This window comes from Pseudoalteromonas sp. GutCa3, from assembly GCF_002836155.1.
In the GTDB taxonomy this organism is placed as follows: domain Bacteria; phylum Pseudomonadota; class Gammaproteobacteria; order Enterobacterales; family Alteromonadaceae; genus Pseudoalteromonas; species Pseudoalteromonas arctica.
Genome location: NZ_PJBK01000081.1, coordinates 19842 through 43927, shown reverse-complemented (window position 1 = coordinate 43927; position 24086 = coordinate 19842). Strand labels below are relative to the sequence as shown.

Annotated in this window: 23 protein-coding genes and 1 pseudogene; 15 read left to right on the top strand and 9 right to left on the bottom strand. The window is 36.6% G+C overall.

Features of this window, described 5'->3' with window-relative positions:
- Positions 1–21 precede the first annotated feature (21 nt).
- The 3 genes from arsC to CXF64_RS15010 are packed head-to-tail and all read left to right on the top strand — an operon-like array spanning position 22 to position 1363.
- The gene (arsC, locus tag CXF64_RS15020; RefSeq protein WP_007581040.1) at positions 22–369 is read left to right on the top strand and encodes an arsenate reductase (glutaredoxin); all 348 of its coding nucleotides are present in this window, start codon (positions 22–24) and stop codon (positions 367–369) included.
- Positions 369–923 (top strand): NAD(P)H:quinone oxidoreductase, encoded by a 555-nt coding sequence (gene wrbA, locus CXF64_RS15015; RefSeq protein WP_010555076.1) that lies wholly within the window; start codon positions 369–371, stop codon positions 921–923. The genes arsC and wrbA overlap by 1 nt, the downstream gene beginning before the upstream one ends.
- Positions 920–1363: a DUF2069 domain-containing protein gene (locus CXF64_RS15010; RefSeq protein ID WP_007581036.1), complete on the top strand. Its 444-nt coding sequence runs from the start codon at positions 920–922 to the stop codon at positions 1361–1363. Before wrbA ends, CXF64_RS15010 begins: the two co-directional genes overlap by 4 nt.
- 82 nt (positions 1364–1445) lie before the next feature.
- Here CXF64_RS15010 and CXF64_RS15005 read toward each other — a convergent pair whose 3' ends face one another.
- Together CXF64_RS15005 and CXF64_RS15000 are read right to left on the bottom strand one after the other, a co-directional pair.
- Positions 1446–2783 carry an ankyrin repeat domain-containing protein gene (locus CXF64_RS15005; RefSeq protein WP_101217410.1) on the bottom strand — a complete coding sequence of 446 codons (1338 nt, stop codon included), beginning with the start codon at positions 2781–2783 and terminating at the stop codon, positions 1446–1448.
- Between the two features lie 230 nt (positions 2784–3013).
- The gene (locus CXF64_RS15000; protein ID WP_007583914.1) at positions 3014–3607 is read right to left on the bottom strand and encodes an MlaC/ttg2D family ABC transporter substrate-binding protein; all 594 of its coding nucleotides are present in this window, start codon (positions 3605–3607) and stop codon (positions 3014–3016) included.
- Positions 3608–3851: 244 nt separating this feature from the next.
- On the opposite strand from CXF64_RS15000, the gene CXF64_RS14995 reads away from it, so the two are divergent.
- On the top strand, positions 3852–4388 hold the full coding sequence (locus CXF64_RS14995; RefSeq protein ID WP_101217409.1) for an acyloxyacyl hydrolase: 537 nt from the start codon (positions 3852–3854) through the stop codon (positions 4386–4388).
- A 126-nt stretch (positions 4389–4514) separates the two neighbouring features.
- Positions 4515–4661: a DUF2897 family protein gene (locus tag CXF64_RS14990; protein ID WP_007583912.1), complete on the top strand. Its 147-nt coding sequence runs from the start codon at positions 4515–4517 to the stop codon at positions 4659–4661.
- A gap of 53 nt (positions 4662–4714) precedes the next feature.
- Here CXF64_RS14990 and CXF64_RS14985 read toward each other — a convergent pair whose 3' ends face one another.
- Entirely contained in the window at positions 4715–6085 is a 1371-nt protein-coding gene (locus CXF64_RS14985) for a YjiH family protein (RefSeq protein WP_007583911.1), read from the bottom strand.
- A 66-nt stretch (positions 6086–6151) separates the two neighbouring features.
- Positions 6152–7213, bottom strand: coding sequence for an outer membrane protein assembly factor BamC (gene bamC / locus CXF64_RS14980; RefSeq protein WP_024591010.1), 1062 nt, complete (start codon positions 7211–7213; stop codon positions 6152–6154).
- A 359-nt stretch (positions 7214–7572) separates the two neighbouring features.
- Between bamC and CXF64_RS14970 the strand changes: the two genes are divergently transcribed.
- The 7 genes and pseudogenes from CXF64_RS14970 to bcp (CXF64_RS14940) all read left to right on the top strand — a co-directional run bounded on the left by CXF64_RS14970 (position 7573) and on the right by bcp (CXF64_RS14940) (position 14756).
- On the top strand, positions 7573–8106 hold the full coding sequence (locus CXF64_RS14970; protein ID WP_007583906.1) for a glycine cleavage system protein R: 534 nt from the start codon (positions 7573–7575) through the stop codon (positions 8104–8106).
- An 11-nt stretch (positions 8107–8117) separates the two neighbouring features.
- Positions 8118–8489, top strand: a pseudogene (gene bcp, locus CXF64_RS14965) (thioredoxin-dependent thiol peroxidase); the annotation flags it as partial.
- A gap of 120 nt (positions 8490–8609) precedes the next feature.
- A complete protein-coding gene (locus CXF64_RS14960) occupies positions 8610–9854 on the top strand; it encodes a tyrosine-type recombinase/integrase (RefSeq protein ID WP_101217408.1) in 1245 nt (414 codons plus the stop codon).
- Positions 9851–11674, top strand: a complete 1824-nt coding sequence (locus CXF64_RS14955; protein ID WP_101217407.1) for a tyrosine-type recombinase/integrase — start codon at positions 9851–9853, stop codon at positions 11672–11674. Before CXF64_RS14960 ends, CXF64_RS14955 begins: the two co-directional genes overlap by 4 nt.
- Before the next feature lie 9 nt (positions 11675–11683).
- Positions 11684–13738 carry a site-specific integrase gene (locus CXF64_RS14950; RefSeq protein ID WP_101217406.1) on the top strand — a complete coding sequence of 685 codons (2055 nt, stop codon included), beginning with the start codon at positions 11684–11686 and terminating at the stop codon, positions 13736–13738.
- The gene (locus tag CXF64_RS14945; RefSeq protein WP_101217405.1) at positions 13731–14201 is read left to right on the top strand and encodes a hypothetical protein; all 471 of its coding nucleotides are present in this window, start codon (positions 13731–13733) and stop codon (positions 14199–14201) included. Before CXF64_RS14950 ends, CXF64_RS14945 begins: the two co-directional genes overlap by 8 nt.
- 96 nt (positions 14202–14297) lie before the next feature.
- A complete protein-coding gene (gene bcp, locus CXF64_RS14940) occupies positions 14298–14756 on the top strand; it encodes a thioredoxin-dependent thiol peroxidase (RefSeq protein ID WP_101217404.1) in 459 nt (152 codons plus the stop codon).
- A gap of 284 nt (positions 14757–15040) precedes the next feature.
- Here bcp (CXF64_RS14940) and CXF64_RS14935 read toward each other — a convergent pair whose 3' ends face one another.
- Together CXF64_RS14935 and CXF64_RS14930 are read right to left on the bottom strand one after the other, a co-directional pair.
- Positions 15041–15775, bottom strand: a complete 735-nt coding sequence (locus CXF64_RS14935; protein WP_101217403.1) for a PaeR7I family type II restriction endonuclease — start codon at positions 15773–15775, stop codon at positions 15041–15043.
- Positions 15776–15778: 3 nt separating this feature from the next.
- Entirely contained in the window at positions 15779–17440 is a 1662-nt protein-coding gene (locus CXF64_RS14930) for an Eco57I restriction-modification methylase domain-containing protein (protein WP_165783607.1), read from the bottom strand.
- Between the two features lie 261 nt (positions 17441–17701).
- On the opposite strand from CXF64_RS14930, the gene CXF64_RS14925 reads away from it, so the two are divergent.
- Entirely contained in the window at positions 17702–19162 is a 1461-nt protein-coding gene (locus tag CXF64_RS14925) for an HAD-IA family hydrolase (RefSeq protein ID WP_101217401.1), read from the top strand.
- A 5-nt stretch (positions 19163–19167) separates the two neighbouring features.
- The gene (locus CXF64_RS14920) at positions 19168–20175 is read left to right on the top strand and encodes a DNA-processing protein DprA (RefSeq protein ID WP_101217400.1); all 1008 of its coding nucleotides are present in this window, start codon (positions 19168–19170) and stop codon (positions 20173–20175) included.
- A gap of 100 nt (positions 20176–20275) precedes the next feature.
- On the opposite strand, the gene CXF64_RS14915 is transcribed toward CXF64_RS14920, so the two are convergent.
- Positions 20276–20536, bottom strand: coding sequence for a transposase (locus tag CXF64_RS14915; protein WP_101217399.1), 261 nt, complete (start codon positions 20534–20536; stop codon positions 20276–20278).
- A 101-nt stretch (positions 20537–20637) separates the two neighbouring features.
- On the opposite strand from CXF64_RS14915, the gene CXF64_RS14910 reads away from it, so the two are divergent.
- On the top strand, positions 20638–20964 hold the full coding sequence (locus tag CXF64_RS14910; protein WP_101217423.1) for a helix-turn-helix domain-containing protein: 327 nt from the start codon (positions 20638–20640) through the stop codon (positions 20962–20964).
- 55 nt (positions 20965–21019) lie between these two features.
- On the opposite strand, the gene CXF64_RS14905 is transcribed toward CXF64_RS14910, so the two are convergent.
- Both CXF64_RS14905 and CXF64_RS14900 read right to left on the bottom strand, forming a co-directional pair.
- Positions 21020–23161 (bottom strand): hypothetical protein, encoded by a 2142-nt coding sequence (locus CXF64_RS14905; RefSeq protein ID WP_101217398.1) that lies wholly within the window; start codon positions 23159–23161, stop codon positions 21020–21022.
- Positions 23162–23221: 60 nt separating this feature from the next.
- Complete coding sequence (locus CXF64_RS14900) at positions 23222–23965, bottom strand: hypothetical protein (protein ID WP_101217397.1); 744 nt, start codon at positions 23963–23965, stop codon at positions 23222–23224.
- Positions 23966–24086: the final 121 nt, after the last annotated feature.

The following is a 24086-nucleotide window of genomic DNA, read 5'->3' as shown; positions in this document are numbered from 1 at the left end:
TTCACACTTTGGAATCATTTTATGTCTGTTACTATTTACCACAACCCTCGTTGTTCTAAATCACGCGAAACGCTAGCGCTACTGCAAAGTAAAGCAATAGAGCCAAGTGTTGTAGAGTATTTAAAAACGCCTCTTACACACGAGCAAATTTCAACGCTTGTAATCCAACTTGGTTTTTCATCCGTACGTGAATTAATGCGCACAAAAGAAGATGACTACAAAGCACTTAATTTAAAAGATGAAAGCAGTGAATCAGCATTAATAGATGCCATGGTACAAAATCCAAAACTAATTGAACGCCCTATTGTAGTGAATAACAATAAAGCAGCGATTGGTCGTCCACCAGAAAACGTACTAAGCGTTTTATAATGAGTGCAACCATAGTGGTACTTTATCACTCAAGCCATGGCTCAGTTGAAGCAATGGCTCACGAAATAGCAGAGTCGATAGAGCAACAAGGTGCTAGTGCACTGCTTCGCACCTTTGTGGCTAAAAATGCGCACGACATTGTGATCACCAAAGATGATTTAATAAATTGCGATGGTTTAGCATTTGGTACACCAACCCGATTTGGCATGATGGCCTCTCAAGCTAAAAGCTTTTGGGAAACCACCAGCGACTTATGGTTAAAAGGTCAGTTAATAGATAAGCCAGCGTGTGTGTTTTCGTCATCAAGCAGTATGCATGGTGGTAATGAAGCAACCTTACTTAACTTATCTCTGCCACTATTACACCACGGTATGATGCTACTGGGCGTGCCGTACGATGTACCCGAACTACTTGCAACACAAACAGGTGGAACACCATACGGTGCAACACACGTTGCCGGAAGCGCTAATAGTGCACAGCTAAGCAAAGACGAAATTAAAATATGCCAAAGCGTTGGTAAACGCCTTACTCACATTGCGAGAAAACTTAAATGAATACAGCTGACAACCCAGCTAAAAAGCCGATTACAGTAAAGTTTCAGCGTGCCGCACTATTTGGCTATGTAGGTTTACTTGTTCTTATTCCACTGTGGATGTATTTTGTGCCACCTCTAAATGGTAATGCGAGTTTAGTGTCTTTATTTTTGCCTATTATTCCGTTACTACTGCCGCTAAGAGGCATAATTAAAGATAATACATACACTTATGCGTGGGCTAACTTTGTTGTAATGCTGTATTTTATTCACGGGCTTACTATGTTGTGGGCCGCTCCTGATGAATTAATTTGGGTGTTGTTAGAGCTGGTATTTGCATCATCAATGTTTATTGGTTGTACTTACTACGCAAGACATCGCGGACAAGAACAAGGTTTAAAAATCCGTAAGCTTAAAGAAGAATTAGCTGAGGAAAAAGCAGCAAATGAGCACGGTAAATAAGGCTTAACCATAAACGGTTATAAATACAAAAAACGCGCTTAAATTGCTTTAAGCGCGTTTTTTATTAGCTGTTTAAAAGTGACTAAACTAAATCACTTAAGGCAGCTAGCACCACAATACTCGCCAACCCTATTTGAGCAATCAAGCTAATAAACGAAAAGCCTCTAAGCACAAATAAACCCCAAGGGTGTTTAATATGTGGATATAACGCACAGCGTTTTAAAGTGGTCGCAAAGAAAAAACAAATCACTGCCGCCATAGTTAAACTCAGCGTCAGCTCACTTTTAATAGAGAGTGTTTCATCAAAAAAGAAGAACAACTGCAAAGGCAGCAATATAGTGACAATAGCGTGCAGCACATGTACTTTTTTAATACGATCAAACTGTCCTTCCGGCGAAAGCTCTTTAATACCAAAGTCACGCTCTAAACATTTAACCAAGTTATTAGCTTTAATACTAACCGCCAAACGGTAACAACTTAAACCTTCTTTATTGCGCGCTCTAAAGTTATAGCCCGCTTTAATCAGCAGCACCATTAACGATTCATTTTTAGCAAATACAGCGTAATGAAGTGCTGTGTTACCTAAATTATCAACCGCTTTTTTGTCTTGCTTTGCAAGTAGCGTTTCAACCACATTTACAAAGCCTTTTTCGGCGGCCCACATAAAAGCTGTTTTATTGTTTTCATCAGCAAGAGCACCTGTAGCGCCTTGCTCAATAAAACGCATTGCCATTGTTTGCTTGGCTGTTTTTTTACGCAGGTGCGTTAATAATGCTTTTTCTAGCAGTACAACAGAGTCAACATCAGGAGAAACCTGTGTAAGCAACGTAAAATAGTCTTTACCCGCTGCTACTTTTTCGCTGGCAAGTTCAGAAAGAGTATCTAAATCAGCAATAGACTCTGGAATAAACGCACTTAAGCGCTCTCTAAAATCAACTTCTTTCCAAAGGGCTAATGTATCTTTTGCCGAAAGTTTACTTTTATTATTTAGCGCATGTTCAATTAAGGTGAAATAGCGTTTACTAAAAAACAAATCGACTAAAGACAGTGGCGTATCTATGGTATTTTGTGCCGCCACACTTGCGTATTTTTCAAGGCGTTGGCATAGCATAAGCACTAAGCTTTCAGGGGTGTATTCATTATCGTAGTAATGGCTTTTAACCGCACTAATATACGCTTGTGCGTCTTCGTCATATTCAGAGATATGTTGAAAGTAACATTCTTCAAATGGTTCTAGCGGGGTTAGCCATGCCAAATAATAAATAGGCGGTAACACGGTGGTGCATACACCATCGTCTTCATTTGTAGAACGACAAGCAGGCCAAGCTTCCAAAGCATCTAAAATAAAGGCACCGTTTTGTTCTACCAGTCCTTTAATAAGTAATGGGTATTCCTTTGGCCAAATCAGTACATTTTCCATTAAAACAACACAACTCCAGTGTGGCTTGGGGGTGGTAAGTTATATCAGTTTTTAGCTGACACCACGCTTAATCAAAGTGTCGATATTCTAGCACACCTTTGTTTTGCTGCTAGCGCAAAATTACGCAATAACAACAATCCTTTACTTACAAATATAAAAACGGCCAAGTACATAAGTAATTGGCCGTTTTTGAGGTTGGAGTTGGGCTTAATCAGAGCCAGACAAATAGTCTATTTACTTTTTAACTCGCTAATAACTTGATCTAAACCCACTTCAGAAATACGTTGAATAATCTCTTTTTGCTTAGCACTTAATAGTGAAATACCTTCGGCAACAATATCGTATACTTTCCACTCATCATTTTTACCTAAACGAAGTTTAAAACTTAAGTCGATTGTAGGCGCATTTGGCTCAATAATTTGTGTATTAACTGTTGCGTACTCAGAGTCACTTTTTGCGTTATTACGCTCAAATACTACTTTTTGACCTGTGTACTTCATTAGTGCACCAGCGTATGTGCCTGTTAAGTAATGCTCTACTGCATCTATAAATTGAACAGCCTGCTCGCGCTCAATGCCTTTAATGTGTTTACCTAATAATTTAAACGACACAAACTTAACATCAATATGTGGCATTAAACGTTTTTCAACAATGGCAGCCATCGCTTCTTTGCTTGCTGTGCCTTTTGAATTTACTTGGCCAATGTCTGCAAATAGCTTATCGGCTACTGATTCAAGTAACTGATCTGGCGATTGCTGAGTTTGTGCAAATAACGAACTACTAAAAAAAGCAGTGGCTAAAACGAATAGTTTAAAGAGTTTCATAATTGTATATGTCTGTGTGATTAAGATGGCTGTAATTTACGCGAACTATACGCAATAAAAAAGGCACAAATAAGCAACTTATTAATGCCCAAATCGCACCAATAAAATAACTAAAATAAATTCAAGCAGTTAGAAACCTCCATTAACAGGTCATATACAACCGGCATTTTGTCCTCATTGTAATTGTTAATAGGTCGCCCTTATCATTTAGTTATCACTTGAATCAGACAAACATTTGGCACCTATGAAAACGTCACTTAAAACACTTATTATCTCTTTTGTATTAGTAGCTTCACTTTTTGGCAAACTTGCTTTTGCTCAATCGAACCACGGTTATGCCGTTGATTTTCTCAAAGGCGAAGGTAACGTAAACGGCGTTAAGCTTGCGTATCAGTATCATGCACCTAGCATGCAAAATATAATTGGTGATGCACGCTTTTACTTTGAAACCAGCGTAAATATGTGGGAATACCGCCACGGCGATGAAACACAATCAAACCTAGTACTTGCTATGTCACCTGTGCTGCAATTTCCTGCTTTTAGTTTTAACAACACCCCATTTTATGTAGAAGCAGGCATTGGTGTATCACTGATTGATGAAACGCAGTTTGCCGGTAAAAACATAAGTACTCACTACCAGTTTGAAGACCGCATAGGCCTTGTTGCCGACTTTGGTCATACTAATGTTGCCCTTAGAGTTATTCACTATTCAAACGCAGGCTTTAAAGAGCCAAACCCAGGGCTTAACTTTTTAACGCTTTCGGTAGCTAGACGTTTTTAAGGTTATTGATTGTGTTTAACGTTATTGATTGTGTTTAAAGTTATTGATTATGTTTTGAGTAATTTAATTGCTGTTATAGCGTAAAACGGTCACACTTAAACGTACTAAATATTAAGTGATACTGCGATGCAAACTTGGCATATTGTAATTATTGTCGCCGTTGTTTTTGCTATTGTCATTGGTAATATTGCGCTGATTAGACTCTCTGCAAAAACGGAGTTTAAAAAGCCCAACGCCAATATTAAAAATACAACAGACACAAAAAAGCCCTGATTAATCAGGGCTTTTTTAACAATACCGATTCGCTTAATTATATTTTCGTTAATTTAGCCTACTAACCAATGCGCCATTAGCGCAATAACAGGTAAAGTAATTAGCGTTCGCAAAATAAATATAATAAACAACTCTAAAATATTTACCGGTATTTTACTGCCAAGTAAAAGTGCGCCCACCTCAGACATATAAATAAGCTGAGTTACACTCATTGCGGCAATAATAAAGCGCGTTACATCACTTTCAATTGTACCTGCTGCTAATATTGACGGAATAAACATATCAGCAAAACCAACCATAATAGTTTGCGACGCTGCTGCCGCTTCGGGTACTTGTAATAACTCTAAAAATGGCACAAACGGCATACCTAAATACTGAAATATAGGCGTATGCTCGGCAATGATCAGTGCAAATGTACCTACCGCCATAACTACAGGCAATACACCAAACACCATATCAAGCGCGTTATGTAAGCCCTCTTTTATTGTACCTTTAACACCCGTTGAGTTATCTGCTTTAGCTAATGCAACATCTAACGAATGACCAAATAAGGTTTTATGACCCGGAATTGTTTCAGCGTCTCTATCTGGCTCAGTACCATCAATCAATAAGTCTTTTTTAAAGCGCAGTGGCGGTAATCGCGGCACAATAATAGCGGCAACAATACCGGCTAAACATACCGTTGCGTAAAACGGTGCAAATAGGTATTCAAGTTTAACTTGCCCAAGCACCACTAAACTAAACGTAATTGAAACCGCTGAAAACGTAGTACCAATAATAGCCGCTTCGCGTTGTGTATAGTGCTTTTGATCGTACTGCCTTGCAGTCATCAAAATACCCACACTACCATCACCTAACCACGATGCAGTACAGTCAACCGCGCTTCTACCAGGTACACCAAATACAGGGCGCATTACTTTAGTCATTAACGTACCAGCAAGCTCTAGTAGACCAAAGTTAATTAATAGCGGCAGTAATAAGCCCGCTAAAATAAATACCGAAAACAACACTGGCAATAAGTCATTTAATACCAGCGCGCCAGTATTGGCCGAGGTAATCATCTCGCTGCCTAGGCTTAAGTACGTCATTAAACCAAACGCCATACCAAATAAACGCACCACCAGCCATGTCCAGCTCACATCAAATAAATGCTTTAACAAAGGTGAGTTACATATAGCGGCGGGTTTAAACACTTTAGTAATTACAGAAATAACCCCTGTAATACAAATAATGAGAGTAATAATTGCTTGAGCAGAGCCAAGCATCATTGCTTGAACCGCTTTTGCCATAACGGCAATAGGAATGGTCATCCCTTGCGAGGTACTAATGGGTGTCATAAATAAAAACACACCAATTAACGAAGGAACCAAAAAAGTAAACCAAGTGCGCCACGTGTAGTGTGAACGATGAGGTAGCTGAGACATATTTATTAACCTATAAAAACCACAAAAAGAGCATAGCGCTCTTTTTGTGGTAAAACTTATTATTATTTAAATTTTAATGCCGCGCTGAATGAGTGCTGCTTCTAATGCTTGTTGTAAACCATTCATAGTACCTGGCTCAAGCGTTTCGCCTTTGTCATCCATCCACGTTAAGCTAGTACCGCCTTCTTTAGTTTTACTTACTAAAATTTGGTATTGGCCTTCATCAATAGGTAGTTGAGCTACGTCATCACCCCAAATTGAATCCCAAACACTTGTTTCAGGTTTAGTATAATCAGCAGTAATTAAGCCCGTATCTGGGTTAATTTCAACAATAGTGAACGACAAGCGCTCTAAAAATCCAGAGAAACGGTCAAACACAGCTTCGTAAGATTGCTCAGTTACAAGTGCTGCATTACCTTTGTTATCAAAGCCCATTTCAAGAGAAATAATACCTTGGCGTTTACGCATATCAACTTCAAGTTGACGGTAACGGTAATCAAACTCGCTCACTACTTGGTTAAGCGCACGTACTTCTAACTGCTGTTTTAACAAATCAGTTAGCGTATGGTCGCCTTTAAAATCAATCAGCTCTACACGTAAAGACGCAGTACGCTGATGTGACTTTTCTTCAATAGTGAATCTAAATTTTTCTAAGTCATCGTTAACTTCATCGCCCCACCACCAAAAACCTTCTTCGGTTTTAATGATTGAGTACCAATCAGTTTCAATAGTACCTAGTAGCTTGTCTTCTTTAGTGGTTCCTGCATTGTTATCAGCGAGGACTGATTGAATCGTGTCCCAAAGAAATTCATCTAAATCAGCAATGCCATCGTTTTTATCAAAATAAATACGCGCTTGTTTATCTGTCTCTTCTACCCAACTGCCTTTAGCAATTGTTAATACTTGTGCCGGTGGGCGGTAATTTGTAGCTTCAGGATTGTTGTCGTATTGACCTACATCCATTTTATAAACTGGGTCTTGAGCTGGTTGAGATAACGACGTTGGTGCTTTTACAGGCTCATGCGTACGATAGTTACGTTCGTCATGTGCCTTATTAATAAATACACTACACCCTGATAAACTTACCAATACACTTACTGCAAGTGCTTTTGGGATCCAATACTGCACAGATATTTCTCCTTAGCATACCCTTTAATTGTTTTAACAAATATATGAGTGGGTAATGCCGATTTGGTTCAGTGTAAAATCAATATTAACTTTACATTTATTATTTGGCTGCCTAAATGCAATAAAGTTCAGCACTTCAACTTAGCAATAAAACTAAGCGCAAATAAGCAAATTTTAGCTATGGTACTTTCCCGTGCCAGTAAAAACAAGAAACACCGCACTTTAAAAGCGCTTAATTAGCGTGTGCTGTAGTTTAGAGCCCTTTTTGTGTTAAACTTCGCCGCCGTGCAACTTCTCGTGTGTATTTTTGGTGTTGCCAACTCGGTTGATATAATCCAAGTAACAAGGTATTTGAACTCATGACTGCATTTTCAAATCATCAAATTGTTTTAACAGCGATTGGCGAAGACAGACCCGGTATTGTAAGTGAACTAACCCAACTGGTTAGCGATTGCCACTGCAACATTATTGACAGCCGTATTGCTATTTTAGGCTGCGAATTCACCTTCATAATGCTACTTAGCGGCGACATGTCGGCAATAAGCCGCATAGAGCACGTACTACCAACTAAAGCCATGGAACTTGGCCTGCTAACCATGATGAAGCGCACAGCGAGTCATACTCCTAGCGAATTTTGTGCAGGTTACACCCTAGAATACACAGGCATAGACACCCCAGGCACATTGAGCAAAGTAACGCGCTTTTTTGCCGACAATAATATTAGTATTTGCTCACTTAAGTCAGACACTTATTCCCAAGAAGACAACATTAAAATGCGTTGTGAACTTGAATTCAACATACCTGTTGATGTAGATATAGATCAATTTAAAATTAGTTTTGAGAGCCTTTCTCACACGCTAAACGTAGATTATATTTTTAAACGAATTCGTTAAGGATGCTAAACATGAACACAATTAGTCCATTACAAGCTGGCAATACTGCACCCGCTTTTAGCCTACAAAACCAAAACGACGAAACAGTAACATTAAGCGAACTGTTAAAAGAGCAACAAGTGCTTGTGTACTTTTACCCCAAAGCGTCAACACCGGGTTGTACTGTACAAGCCGAAAACCTACGCGATGAGCAAGCACATCTTGCTAAATTTAACACCCGCGTTGTAGGTATTAGCCCAGACCCAATTAAGCGCCTTAAAAACTTCGAAACTAAAAAAGAGCTTAACTTTGATTTATTAGCCGATGAAGACCACGCCATTGCTGAAGCATTTGGCGTATGGGGCTACAAAAAGTTTATGGGTAAAGAGTACGATGGTATTCATTTATACCCCCATTAACACTTTGCACACTACATTTTAAATAAGTTACTCCCTCCTTTTCAAAACCTCATTTTACTACTACGCTTAAAAACTGCACAGTCCTAATAAGTAAAGCATGTTTTTATGGATCAATTCAGTTCTTATGTTTCTGCTAACGAAACCGTTGACCTATCAAAGTCTTTGTTAAATGAAGATGAAGGTGTTTGTTTGTCTATAAACAAGCTTCATACTGGTGTCGTTGCATTAAATAATCGAATGAGAATACTCCCATTAATCTCTGAGTTTCTGTCTTATGGCCTGAGAAATAACAAAATAAGCCGGCACACAGCAAAAACATATGCTAAGAATCTGACTTACTTTTTGGCTTATCTGAAAAAACGCCCAGAATTTCAAAATACATCCCTTGATGAAGTATTCCTTTCAGTTTCAAAATTTGTTATTGAAGAATATTTAGCTGAATTAAGAACTACATATAACTTATCTACGGCAACAATTAGAAATAGAGATGCAACATTTCAAGCATTCATCCACAAATTTCTATACCAAGAACAAGAATTTCGAGCCGCATACATTGAACAAAGTCCGTATGCAAATGGGCTGATCAGTGGCCCCGTAAAGCAAAAACTTGTTCTATCATGTTCGCTAGATGAGTTAACAAAACTAATTTTACAAAGTAGCTCAGAGCGTGAAAGGCTAATTCTTCAATTTATTTTTGACTCTGGGATTAGAAGATCAGAATTACAAAACATAACTAAACAAGATATAGAAGATGCTATAGAATTTAATAGTCAAAAATTGATATATGACAACACTGATATGCCAGTATTATCCCCCTACGCCCCTCTTTCGATACAAGGTGTGAAAGGTCGGCATAACAATACAAAGCAAAGAATGACCTTGGTAAGTCGAGCCGTTTTAAACCGTATAATAAAGTATCATGCCTCCCCCCTATACAAAAAGTATTCAAGAAAATACTCATCCTTATCAGAAACCCCTGCATTCTTTAATGCTGAAGGAGGCCCTATTACACCCAAAGGCCTGTCTAAACTATTAGATAGACTATCAGAGCGTGCATTAAAAAGAGGTATGCTATCTAAGGCTATGTCGCCGCACAAATTAAGGCATGGTTACGCCTATGATTTGCTTCAATCACCGGACATTGGACCGACCTATGTGGACAGGCTTGCTGTTGTACAAAAGTCACTTGGGCATGCATTCTTAAGCAGTACTGAGATTTACACAAAAATACCTTTAGAACTTTATAAGACAATGACCGATAGCGATGGTGAGTTACTTACGAAAGCGGAAAAAATGGAACATCTAGTAAAGAAAACACAACTCAAAATATCTATTAAGGACAAAAAATGAACCGCGCCTATGATTTGTGGTTTAACGAAGAGTGGGATGAGTTACTCGCCATACCATTAAATAGCTTTAATGACTTAGTTCAGCCAACTAAAGCTTCTCCACACCGACAATTAATGCACTTATTCACATCAGTGTTTAAAGTTAAAATAAGTGACTCTTATCGTAATGATATAAAGTCCACTTTTAAACATGTTTCAAAACAGATTAGCGAAAAGCTGGGGGAACAGCCTATATGTCTTTCCAAAGTGTTGAATGAGTTTTCATTAGATGAGTTTCATGCTTATTTAAAACACTGCATGTTAGAAGAAAAAATACATAATCGTTATGCAAACGTTTTACAGAGTACTTACAAGAACGTTTTAAATAAAGCTATTGATATTAATACTCCAAATTTTGAAAGGTTTTACTTACCCAGCCCATTTTGTTATTACACAAGAGTCACAGAACGCTACAAACCCTACAATAAAGATGATAAAGAAAAAATCACAAAAGCAATAGAAAGTGAAATTAACCAAGTTTCTAATTTTCTCCAACCTTATAAAAAATCAGGAAAAGGTAGAGAAATTCTTGATGAAAACGATAAGCTTCTTGTAGAGAACTGCGACAATCTTACATTAGAAGATGCTCGTTGGCTTTTTGAAAACAAGATGGCTTGTATCCCCCTAACTACCTCATATGATTTTCGCCTCACGCGCGCAGGTAGTATTTTCTACAAAATAATCAATAGTAACGATGAAAATTATCAGGATGTATATGAGTCTTGGGGTATTTTACCCAAAATTACGATGAACCACTTACTTCCATTTTTGCTCAAACTCATGCAAATAACAGGTATGAATGTAGAGTCAATTTATGCTCTTGAACTGGATGATCTGGTAGATAAGCACCCTGCAACTGGCAAACCTTGTCTTAGATATTGGAAAGAACGTTCTGATGGTCAAAAGTTATATCACTTAGATATTTTTAAAGCTAATCTTCAATGGCTAACCCATAGCCAAGGCACTCATGTAAAAGATATTTTTAGTACTGTTACTAAACTTACATCTACAATTCGAGAAAAAGCAACTCCCGAACATAAAAACAAACTTTGGTTGTTTGAAACTTACAATGGACTAATAAAAAGCCTCCCTCATAAAAGTCATGTAACAAAAGCTTTAAAGGCTTTTAGAGAAAAGCATCAACTGTTAGACCAGACAAACGGTGAAAAAATATTAGAGACAACTAGGTTTAGACCTACATTTGTAAGCGACCTAGTAGAAGAAGGGATTTCAATTAGAGAAATACAGTTATTAATGGGTCATAGAAATTTATATACAACAATGCGCTACCTCGATATTCATGATTTTGGGCAGACAGCAAGAAAAAAAATAAGAGATAAATTGCTAGAAATTCATAGCAATTTAAGTTCTTCGGTGGGTAAAAAAAATCGTAAAAAAGTAAACCAGGTAAATAGCCAAGAATCACTTCCCATATCAACTCCATTAGCAACGTGTAAGAATATTTTTGATCCACCAGAATCTGTGAAAGCCCTCCCTAACTACACGCCAGGCAAGCCGTGTAGTACTTATAATATGTGTCTCAGTTGTCCAAATGTGATCATAACCAAAACAGATTTACCGAAGCTCTTTGCGATGAAACGTGATTACCTCGTCAAAATTCAAAATAGTAGAATCTTAGATACTCCATTTGGACATGTTATAAAAAGTAACCTAACGCTGTTGAACTCGATCCTAGATCCTGAAATTTCAGAGTTCAGCTTCAGTGAGCTTGACGATGCTGAAGGGTTATCTCTCTATATAGAAACTACTGAGCTTATTTAGGAAGATAAAATGGAAAGATTACCAAAACATTACAGTGTGCTAAGTACTATTGCTGATCTCAAAAAATATAAGTTAGACCTCTCAAATGCTGAACACAAAAAGGTGGCAACTAATGAAAGCACGACATATTTGACCAAACTGCTAAGCCTTCCAGCCTCTATTAGCTCTGTTTTTTCTGACACTGAATGGGATTTCAACTCAGAAAATCCTAACGTATCTGCAAATATCAGAGGTAGTAAACTAAAAATAAATTTCAAAAAATATAAAAGCATTCCTGAAGAGGTTATTATTGAAATAAAATGTTTGCTCTTGAGTATTCTGCTAACTCCTGAGGTATTCATTAACAATCGTAAAAAAGCAAAAAAAAAGTCAACTAACAGGCTTGCTACCAGTACAGTCTTGGCCCATGTTAAGTCTGGACTCCGATTTTTAGACACTCTTTTTACAGTTTTGGAAGTTAAGTTAGGGAAAGAGCATATTGAAAAAATATATTTGTCCCTTACTCAAATCCAAATTATCGATTACAAAGAAACCGCAAAAGTTCATACCAATACGTACAATGATGACTTGAAACAATTTTTTTCCTATATTCAAAACCCATATACTTCAGAGCATATATTTGGTGAAAATATTTCAGCCTTTGATCCCGATCAGTTTAGTTGGAAAGAGCGTTATGAAAAGAAAATCTCAAATCAAGTAATGCCGAACTGGGCTTTTGAGAAACTCATTAGAACCGCTTCTTTGCTAGTACACGACTTCCTAAAAACGATGGAAGAAGAAGTATTGGACTCTTATGTGAGCAGATATGAATCACAAAGTAAAACTCAATACTGTAGCAAAGCCGGGATTACCAAAGATACATTTAAACTTTATAGAGCTCACCGTCTTTTAAGCGCAAATTATGCAGAAGTATATATAGAATCCAAATACGGTATACCAGAAGAACTAATTAACTCTAAAAATAAATATAACCTAAAAGACATGACAGCATTCGTCAATAAAGGGAAAGGCAAAAAAATCACACTGACGAATATCAATAATCAAACCGCACTTATAAGTTACGCGGCTAAATACTTAATAGGTCAGTATACCGGAATGCGTCCTTCTGAATTATCAGTGATAGATTTAAATACTTGTCTCATCGAAGAAAATGGCATAAAGCTTCTGCGCTCTCATGTTTTCAAGGGTAAAGGTACTTTTTCGAAAGGCCTTTTCGATGATAAGTGGGTCGCTATTCCAATAATTGAAGATGCAATAAAAGCGTTAAAAATTTTAAGCTCAATAACACAAAGAAGTTTAATGTTTAGCTCTGTTCATACAAAGAAAACAAACGAGACAGAAATCCAGCAAACCTCGGTTATGATAAGTCATCAGTTAAGAATATTTATAAAGTTCGCTTTGCCAGATAATAACCTTGAATTTAGCAATTATATGATGCGTCACACGCTTGCATATCAACTTTATAGATTAGAAGCTGGCTTACCGTTAATCTCATTTCAGCTTAAGCATTTAGTCAATACCGTAGACAAATTTTTGTCTAGAGGTTCAACAAGTGATGTAACAATGGGTTATGGTGGAATTGCTGACATCCTTGTGGAAAGCCAAACGGCGCAAAGCCTTAGAAAACAATCAGAGATTGAAGTTATTAAAGCAACAGCAGACCCAGACGGTAATTATCTTGGTGGTAAGGCTAATGAACATAAAGAGCGATTAAAATTAGCATTTAAAGGTTACATGGCAAGCGGATATTCAAAAGAAGAAATTTTTGAAGCGATGGCTGAGCAAGGACTCGGTGTAATAAATGTTGGATTAGGTTACTGTTATGGTTCAGAAAGTACAAATGATAGCCTTCCCTGTATAGGCTCACTAAAATGTAACCCTATAAGGTGTTCAAACGCCATAGTCAGTGAAGCAAACGCACCACACTGGAGAGAAGTTTATTCAACCAATTTAGCTAACCTTAACAACCCTAGTTTTGCAGACAATAAAGAGCAAATCAAAGAAGTCATCAATGAAGCTAAAGGTGTTTTAACACTACTTGGTCATGGAGTCCCCAATGAGTAATCCCTTTGACATCAAAAATCAACGTACCTTTGATGAAAATACACAAAAGCTAGTTGCTGCAATAGATAAAATAAATAATGCGCCTTCCCTACCAGCAACTATAGCTGAGCTTTCTAGATTAACAGGCCTTCACCGTAATGCTATAAGTAATAGAGGCTGGCCAAATCAAAAACTTAAGCTTATAAAAGAAAAAAGAAAAACCCAAAAACAGGCTGAAACCAAACCAACTATAAATAAAAACCCTATAAAAGTTTTGGAAGAAAAATTAGACAATGCAAAAAATGAGCTTGTGTATTGGTTTAATAAAAATCTTGATAACGAAAAGCAAATTAAACAACTAGAAATAAACTTAGAACGAATGTCGTTAGCCCGTAATGACTATGAAACGATGTTAAAACAAGAACGTGATAAAACAACTGAGCTAACAAAACAGTTAAATATTATGCGTGACTTGTTATCATAGAGCTAATTAAAATTCCTACTAGCATAAGATCAACTATTAAATACTACTTAGTATTGATGTCTTAAGAAGTTTAGCAAAATAAAGAAGGATAAGAATATGATAGAAGTTGGCCAAAAAGCCCCAGAGTTTACGTTACAAGATCAAAACGATGAATCTGTTTCACTTGCCTCTTTTAAGTGTAAAAAGGTATTAGTGTATTTTTACCCAAGAGCATCGACTCCTGGCTGTACAGTTCAAGCATGTGCATTAAGAGACTCTAAATCAGAGCTTAATGACTTAAATGTCGTTGTTTTGGGTATTAGCCCCGATTCACCCAAAAAGCTGACTAATTTCACTAACAAACAAGAGCTTAATTTCACTTTACTTGCCGATGAAGATCATGCTGTTTGTGAAGCTTATGGTGTTTGGCAACTAAAGAAGTTCATGGGCCGTGAAAATATGGGGGTAGTGCGTACTTCATTTCTAGTTAATGAAAATGGCGAAATAGAACATATCTTCAATAAATTTAAAACCAAAGATCACCATGAAGTGGTTTTAAACTACTTAAACCAATAAATTTAAAAAATAATGTAGTGAGTTATAATAACCCACTACATTTTGGACTAAATCTCTCCACTTTCATAAGACAGTTTATAACTCAGTATATTTCGATTTAAGCGAGAAGCCGACGCTAGGCCTCTCTCTCTTTTAGTCTGTACTTGCATGCGAAGGGTTACCAGAGATATTGAGAGCTTCTTATCTAGTAGGCTATCTATCTCATGCACTTAGGTATGAATGAAAGCCATGCGTATGCAAGGCTTAGATATTGTGGTTTACAACCTCTAATGAGCTAGATAACTTTAATCGCCAAACTCTGCGAATAAGTTACAGTGGTTTGTCAATTGTTGAATAAATGCGTCAACGCTAGTTAAACCGCTTAAATCATGGTAGTGACCTGAATCACTATGTTGAATTGATGCAGCCAAAACCGAAGCCGCATCATAAATACGTCTTGCCATAAGTTTACGACACAAAATTTCATAGCGTTTTAAATAAGAGACGCCTACAGTCTGAGGATATTTTCCATTTACTGGTTGATAGTTTACCTGTCTACTATTTTCATCTGCTAAAAAGCCAGACATCACAGGGAAGTTATCCATACTGATTCGAGCTGAGCGCCTCGAATCATCTGAGTCTTCAACTAAAATAATGTAGCCCATAAATGGCCGTACACTTGGCAAGAATGCATTTTCTTCGATTGCGGTACTAAGATCCAACCCACTACCTAGAACTTCTTCTGTACGGTTATTGAAATTATTACCAATAGAGCCTACTTGAGACTTCAACTCAATGGCTGCAACTAAGTACCCGTTCGAAGTGACAACTATATCCCATGACTTATGAGGTCTGAAATACCCTGGTAACTGAGAAGTGTTTTTCCCCGTATGGATTTGATAGTTCTCAAGATGCGAAGACTGAACAACTTGACTAATTACAGAAACAAACCCATCAAGCGTTTTTCCGCCCAATACCCCAGTACCATCACTTCTTACTGCCCAGAAATGCCTAACAGCTTCCCTTATTAATTCGTTCATTTGTTAACCTAGTAGTTGTATTTCTTGTTCATTTAAATTAAAAAGTTTGGAGGTTAAAAGAATTGATTTCTCAATATCATTATTTATCGCTGCTTCGGAGAAAGCTGCTGCCAAATCAGAATCAACCTCTTTCCACCGCGGTAAGCAAATTCGTCTTAAATGTTGAGCTTGAAACCGCAAATTTCCTCCAGCAACTTTTGTTGAGTAATTCTCAACGAAAAGTTGTCCAATTCCTGACATTAGAACACCTTGTAAAGCCCTCAAATCCCAACTAGATGAACAGATATAGTAAATGGAGTTATTTGGGTGATAGACACCAGAGTCATACACAGTGGTCAATTTAGACTTGATATCAGGTATCAATAGTTTTTCTTGTGTCGCACGTTCTGGATAAACTCGATCAATTGTCTTAAACCAGTGGTGTGGCACTTTCTTTGCTACATGTCGTTTTTGTAAAACTTCTTGATACTGAGTTAGGTACTCTTCAAGCATTGGAAAGTCTGTAAGTTGGATTACTCCATTTTCGTCATATGTGTTCACGACAAACTTACCCGAAGGTACCAATGTGCCTGAACGAATATCAGTCGCAGTAACCAAAGGCACTTTCCGGTCAGGCTCTAGAGCCACATTATCATCAACAATATATACTTTATTATTTCCCGTTGCAGCCCCTATGTAAACCTTACAACCGACTTCTTCAATCGTAGGGAAGTCTCTCTCAAGTCTTTTTATTAGATTCAGCTCATCTGCAGAGCCAAATAACCAAGGCTTCTCATCATCGATAATATCTTTTCTTTCGATTAGTTCATTCGTGCACAACTTTTGTCCTGTGAGCATTAAATATACTGACTCGGAAAGCTCAGAGTCAATCTTTGGGTTATGTAATATTTTCGTTGAATTATGCTTATTCTTTGAAATCTGAGTAATCGCTGGATAGGTTAACACTTCGGATTGAAATACAGATTGGCCATAAAGGTCTACGTAAAGATCTAGCTGATAATTAGCTGATATAAATTTACGTAACGATGAACCGTAGCTATTCTTAGTCCATCTATCTGTGCAGATAAAAGACAATACCCCTTTTTTTTCCAGTAGTTCTAAACATTTATGGAAAAAAGCAATGTATAGATCTGCCCTTTCTTTCATTGTGTGGTAACGAGCTCTATATGCTGAAAGTAAAGGTGATGGGATGTTCTCAATCCGAACATATGGCGGGTTACCGATAACATGGCTGAAGCATTTAGTGAAATCAGTTAAAAGAAAGTCACCGTGATAAAACCAGCCTTCAACAATTGCGTGAGCCTCTTCAGGCGTAAAGGCCTTCTTTAACACTTCGTTGGTTTTCTGCTTAGCTATTGCTATATTTTTAGCTGAAATATCAAAAGCCTTAACAAGATCTTTAATAAACTCTATAGTATTGCATTCCTGATCATCTTTTATATGTTCAACCAAAAACTTAGCAATTGCGATAATAAATTCACCTTGCCCACAGGCTGGTTCTAATATGCGAGCGTTCCTTGATTTAATGCCGTTAACAATCCCAGAGGTCTTAAGCATAAAGTTAACAATTTGAGGGTTTGTAAAAACCTCGCCTTTTTCTTGATCTGAGGCTCCCCAAGCCAAGGAATCCAAATTACTTTCAATCTCAGGTAAAACTATTTGCATTATTCGAACGATACTATGAAAAATTGAGTTCATCGTACCAGAAACTCTGGTTTAGACATACAATAAACCAAACTTTCAAGATGTACTGAACTCATATAACTTTTCGTAAATCAGAGTAAATTAAGTAAACATTTTTGGATTGAATATTAGAGTGTATAAGTGGTAACTTAAATTAAGGTTTACTGCTGTAGCTTCAATTACTCTTTAAATAACCATGTGCCACGGTACATACGCTTAAACTTCATTTATAAGGAACATATAATGAACAAGGTCTCCGCAGTTCTTTTTGATTTAGATAATACATTACTGGGCTCCTCCAAATTAGAGCTAGCTCGAATTACTGGCAGCTCCTCAACGCTGGAAGAGCTAATCCCAAAAGTGAAGCTTTTTCGAGGAACCCTTCGCATCCTTGAAGGTATTAAAGATAAAAAAATCAAGATGGGTATTGTTACAAATTCAAAAAGATGGTACGCAGAGCGGGTTTTAGAATACTTCGAAATAAGCCACTTTTTCGAAGTATTAATTACTTATGATGATGTGGGAAGCTCGGGTAAAAAACCCAATGCACTTGGCATAAACATGGCTTGTGGGGCTTTAAATATAAGTAATAAAGAGTCCGTATTGTATGTTGGAGATGATCAAGTCGATATAGAAGCTTCATATGCTGCAGGTGTAATTCCATTAGCTCCAACCTGGGCAAAAACGAAAATTATGCAAGTCCCAGCATGTGTTATCAGCACCAGTAAACTCGTTGAAAAACTTGACTCACCACACGAACTAAAATTACTTTCTGAAGCAGCAGCAGATAATGAAAATTTAAATGCGATAAAGGGACGAGAATTTTATTTCATTCCTTTAAATTTAGATGGTGAAGTAGTTATGCCTGGTCGAGATAAGTTGGATGTGGTTACTTTTGGTCGCTACTTTACAAACAAATCAGAAATAACATCTACATTGAGAGCTTCGCACAAGCTTTCGAGAGACATCAGTGCTAAAGATGCTGAAGAAAATCAAGAATCCTACTCTGTACCTGAATATTGGACTGATTTATTGCAATTTATTTTGGGCCGCTTAGGGAAGTTTATCTACAAAGAAGATGGAGATTTTGATATTGTGACAGTAATTCCATCAAAGCCAAATAAGCCTCCTAGATTAGAAGAATTACTAAAAAAAGTCGAACTTAGAGGTGAATTAGAATATGAGTTTATACCTGATTTATTTTACTTTTTGGAAGATGCTGCAAGCCTTAAAACTAAAGGTCATGCAGCTGAAAGAAATGTAGAAATTAAGCGGAGCCTCCATTTTAATCATGAAAAGTACGCGAATAGGTTATGTAACAAAAGAGTACTGGTTATTGATGATGTAATGACCACAGGTGCAACCTTTAAAAGGGTGAATGAACTTATTAATGATGAAAAGGTTGAGCGTATTGTAGGCGTATCTCTTGCTAAAACTGTACAGGCAATTGGGCCTCAGAAGAGTTGCTTTAATTGTCATCGCCCTATGAGGGTATTACAGAATAACGAGGATATACCTTTCTGGAGTTGTAGTGGGTATCATGAACATTCTAACCGGTGTACGCACTCGTTATCTTTTGAAGTGAAAAAATGTCGCCGCTGTGGAATGGGATTGGTAAAAAAAAATGGCCCATATGGTTATTTCTTATCCCACGATTGGAACTTACATGGTAAGACGTGTAACTATACAGAAAACGTTGGGTAATTGGAGTGATAAATAATACGTCTGTTTTAACATATAAACTTTTAGCCCTCAGATTTATAAAGGGTGTTGGACCAGCTACACTGAGAGATGTACTTGAGTTTGTTATACTCGATAAGAAAGATATGATTCAAATGATTAACAGGACATACCATAATATCGATGAAAGTAGTTACTCAGATGCAGAAAGTTTAGCTAAAAAAGAGCTAGAGATAGCGGATAGACTTGGTCATAGAATTATTTCTGTTTTTGACTCTTGCTATCCAATAAGCCTTTTAACTCTAAATTCAAGCCCCTTGATCTTGTATATCGCTGGTAATATTGATTATATAAACGAAAAAAATGCAGCTGTCATAGGAACTCGGGATCCAACTATCCATGGAGCAAAAATTGCTGAAAGAATAACTTCATGGCTATGTGAAAATAAGTGGAATATAGTAAGTGGGTTAGCTAAAGGTATAGATACCATAGCCCACACAACTTGCTTGAAATTAGGAATGAGAACGACTGCTGTCTTGGCACAAGGACTAGATACAAAGGTCTACCCTAAGGAAAATATTGGCTTAGCCGAAAATATTATTAATTCGGGTGGAGCTTTGATCTCAGAATATTCATATGGAACATCAGTTAGGGGGGCTTTGCTAGTTCAAAGAGATAAAATCCAAGCAGCTTTATCCGCTGGTGTTTTTCTTACTCAGAGTGGCGAGAAAGGAGGGAGCCTCCACGCCTCACGAGAAATTTTAAAATATAATCGTCCACTTATTGTAGTTGGTCAGTCCAAACCAGATGTAGCAACGAATGAAACAAAAGCTTTAGCTAACTTAATTTTACTGGGTGATGACAACATAAAAATAAGAAAACTTCTTCAAGTGAACCAGTTACCCATTGACAATATCGTTAAGTTGCATTCGAAGAATGAGTATTCTGTAGCGTTAAGTGCTTTAAACAAAAGCTTTAAACGTATAAATGATGGCTGCAAAGATGAGCTTGGCATCAGCTCGAGTTTTCAGTTTTAAACACTGCAAAATACCCCTAATATTTAAATAAGCTAGCTCGATTAGTCACTTTAACGCACAACTCACGAACAATAAGCTCGCGTGTTGTATGCTTAGAGCCCTAACACGAAAAATCTCGAACTAAAATTGTTAGGGCTTTCAGTAAAATTTCACGCTCGTCATAAGCCTCTTGTACCCTAAGACTATTTTTTTCATACAAAGATCTATCTTGGGGTTTGACCATTCGTTCTTCTTTAAGCCAACGGTATATTGAGCTCATGGAAATCTGCAATTCACTCGCAACTTCCGCTACAGTCTGGTCAGAAATCAAAACTTTATCTATCGCTAGCTTTCTCTTCTTAAAACTATATTTTTTGCTCATAATGCAACCTTTAATAAACTTAGTATTCCTAAGTATACATTATCAGGCTAAACTTAGAGAATCTAAGTATTATTATTGTAAATTAAGATGAATTCTTGGAAATTGCAATTAACCCAGTCCCTGGGCGAATTAAACAGGCACGAGTTTCTAGGGGAGTCTCTCAGAAAGAACTCGGCATTAGAATTGGGCTTGACCAAAGCTCTGCGAGCAGTCGTATGAACCACTATGAGAAAGGTAGGCATACCCCTGATATTCCAACCCTTAAGAGAGTGGCGGATGAATTAGGAGTCCCTTTAGCTTATTTTTTTTGTGAATCAGATCTATCAGCAAAACTGAGTTGCTTAATTGATAATTTGAGTGAAAAAGAGAAAGCGGATTTAATCCTAAAGTTGAATAGAGAACCACTCGATTCAACTAAAGAAGGTTAATTCAGGTATTACTATATTTACAAATCGGAGATATATGTTGATCGAAGAGGAATATCTACAAAATTACTCTTATGTTTTCTGCTTTCCCAAATTGAGAGTAATACATCGACTCAACAATTACTAAGTCATCATGTATAAACTCATGCAAACAATCTAACTCTATCGAAAAAAGCTGGGACAACTCTTTAAAATAAGATATATGCCAAGTTTGTTCTAGCGAATATATTTTTGTCCTTGCAAGTTCAAGTACCTTTTTTAAACTTTCGCTATCTACATCACCAAATTTTTTCAATAACTCATTAAATACTTCTACCATATAACTTTCGCAAATTGCCATATATAGTATATTTTGCCAAGTGGTTTCTACTACACCAAATTGCTTTAAAGTACTTAAAGTTTTGAATATATTCGTTATTAAGTTACTGACTAGCGAGGCCGACTTGTACGCATCAACAGGAAGATATGTACCCAAGACGCTATAACTACCTTTTTGTATAAAGCCGTTAGTAACTGACGCATGTGAACCAGCAATCGAGGAGGTCATACATGCACTCAATATAACAATCAATGGAGAAGTAATTGGTAATGACCAAACATCTACTTGTTCCTTACCTATTTGTAGCCAACCGTTTGATGACCGGCCTCCGTGGTTACCATGACAGTCAAATATCACTATATGCCCACTAAAATTGTTAATTGCATCTACAAGCTCTGCACTACTACTTACGTCAACTACTTCGATATATTCAATATTACTAACTGACGATTTAATAGTATTTTCTAACTCTGGTTTTATAGGATCATGTGGCGAAAAGGAACGAATAATTAATATCTTACGCAACTCAGTAGCACTTGTTAACACATCAATGTTAAATGAGCTTTGATTTAAAAATAAATTACCTGGTGTGACAGGAATCTTAGATATTTTATGACTTATCATTATCGGAACACAGTCTAATGTAATCCACTCCAACGGGATATCAGTACAAAGCTTTAAGTTTGATGCTTCACTATTTATATAGGTAAGCAAATCTTTACCAATTATAGATTTCCATTCAATAATTAATTCTTTAACCCTCTTCTTTAACAGTGACCTTCCCTTAAGATCACCACGTTTAGAGTGACTTTCAATTTCATTTAATAAGCTATAGGAGAAGTTTAAATTATTAGGTAATCTGATAGTTGGTATAAAGTGAGCTACGGATATCAAAGCTGTTGCTAAAGTTGAAAGGTGTAGCTCTTGCCTTCTTATGGTTACAGCTGATTGAGTAAATTTATGACTAAGTATAGATTTAAGACCTTTATCTCCCGTAGCTTTAAATGTAAATGATGAATAGTCTGGATTCCTTATAATTGACTTTATTATAAACTCTTTGGCATTTTTACTTTTAACTTCCCTAAATAACTTATTCCATATATTATTTTTAATATCATATAGATAAGAAAACATGGCTGGTACAAATAAGATCATATCTGTATTACCGGACCTTTCTGATACCTTTAATTTACTTATATAATTAGCGCCATCTATTAGAGAACTAATAAACTTTTCTTTACTCGCATTCTCAAGATCCTCTAACTTACCAACAACGCCTAAGCTAGACAGCACTAAGTCATTAGAATTTGTTACACCATGATTATAAATAGGTGCGTCTTTATATTGATACTTTAATCGAAGCTTTTTAGCCTTAAATCTACCTTTCAAATCTAAATTACCAACACTATTTAAAAAATTAATAAAACGCTCATACAAAACATGATCTATACTGTATGCATCAACTATCTGATCAAACTGGAATGCTTGATTCATCTTAGTGTTATTTGTAATAACTATGGGCTCATACACAAATCGAGAGCGAATACCTTCATAAAAACTTTGGTACTTTTTATCATAAGCAATAACCGTGAGAGGGTTTTGAAATAACATTTCTTTACTCTCTATTGCTGAGGGTGAAAGCAAAAAAACAAGTTGCTCAACAGCCCCTTTTCTTTTTGATAAAAGCTCTTCTTTATTTAATGTGACCTCATCAATGCTATGTGGGCAAATCAGCAACTTACTAATCATAGCTGCATAAGGAGAACTAACTAAATCGAATAAGAAACCTTGGAATGGAGATTGTGAGCCTAAATCTGACTTTTCAATCTCAGGCATAATAAATATATATGTTATTGAGTAAGCTGATATATCTAATTTCATACAATGAAATCCCTTTCTACTTTTGTTTTAAAAATTAATATTAAATATCAGTAATTTTAACTAGTTCTTGGACCAAAAAAAAGGAGGGTATTTTTCTTTATTTGAATAGGGATGCCCTATAGCAAAAAGAAACTTATCTAAATAAAGGCATGTTTCAAACCCCAATAAGGTAACAACCTCTAAACAGATTGACTCTTGATTATTCTTCCTTAAATTCTCATCACTGACCACATTATCAATATCCCAAATATTTGCTAGAACTAAAACCCAATTCGTGTAAACAGCATGTAGTGCTTTCTGGTGCTTTTTCTTCTCTACATTAAACTTTTGGGGGGCATTTTCAAATAACAATACAGCACTTATTAAATATTCCCGAGTATTTTTAGGTAATCCTGTTTTAACATTGATTTCAAGCTGTAACGCTGAATCAATCCTAGACGAAGAAGTTAAAGCTCTTGTAGAGCGTTGTGCAGCATCTTCTTTTTCTTGCATAGTTTTTTGGATTTCTAGCTGTGTTACTTGCAATTGTGTTTGAGTCTCCATTAATTTCATTTGAGACTTCATTATTGAAGACTGGAATACTAGAATGAAAAGTGTGAAAAAGCTTAATATGGGTGAATATATTCCTCCAAAAAATGACCCTACATCAGCCCAATCAGATACACTTTCAAAAAAACCCAAATTAAAGTTACCTATAAACAGAAGTATGGGCGAACACAATAATAAGAATATACCAAGCAGGTAATACATTCCTTTTCTACTCTTTCTTTTAGTGAAAAAGCTATCTAATTCAGGATTTTCCATAATAATACATATCAACTATTTTAGTGGGATTGTGAACAAAATGTAGTCAAAAGGTTTTCACTGTGTGAGGAAAATAAACCTCCCCCAGAAATTTTGAGCTACTGCGACTAAGGTTTAAAAA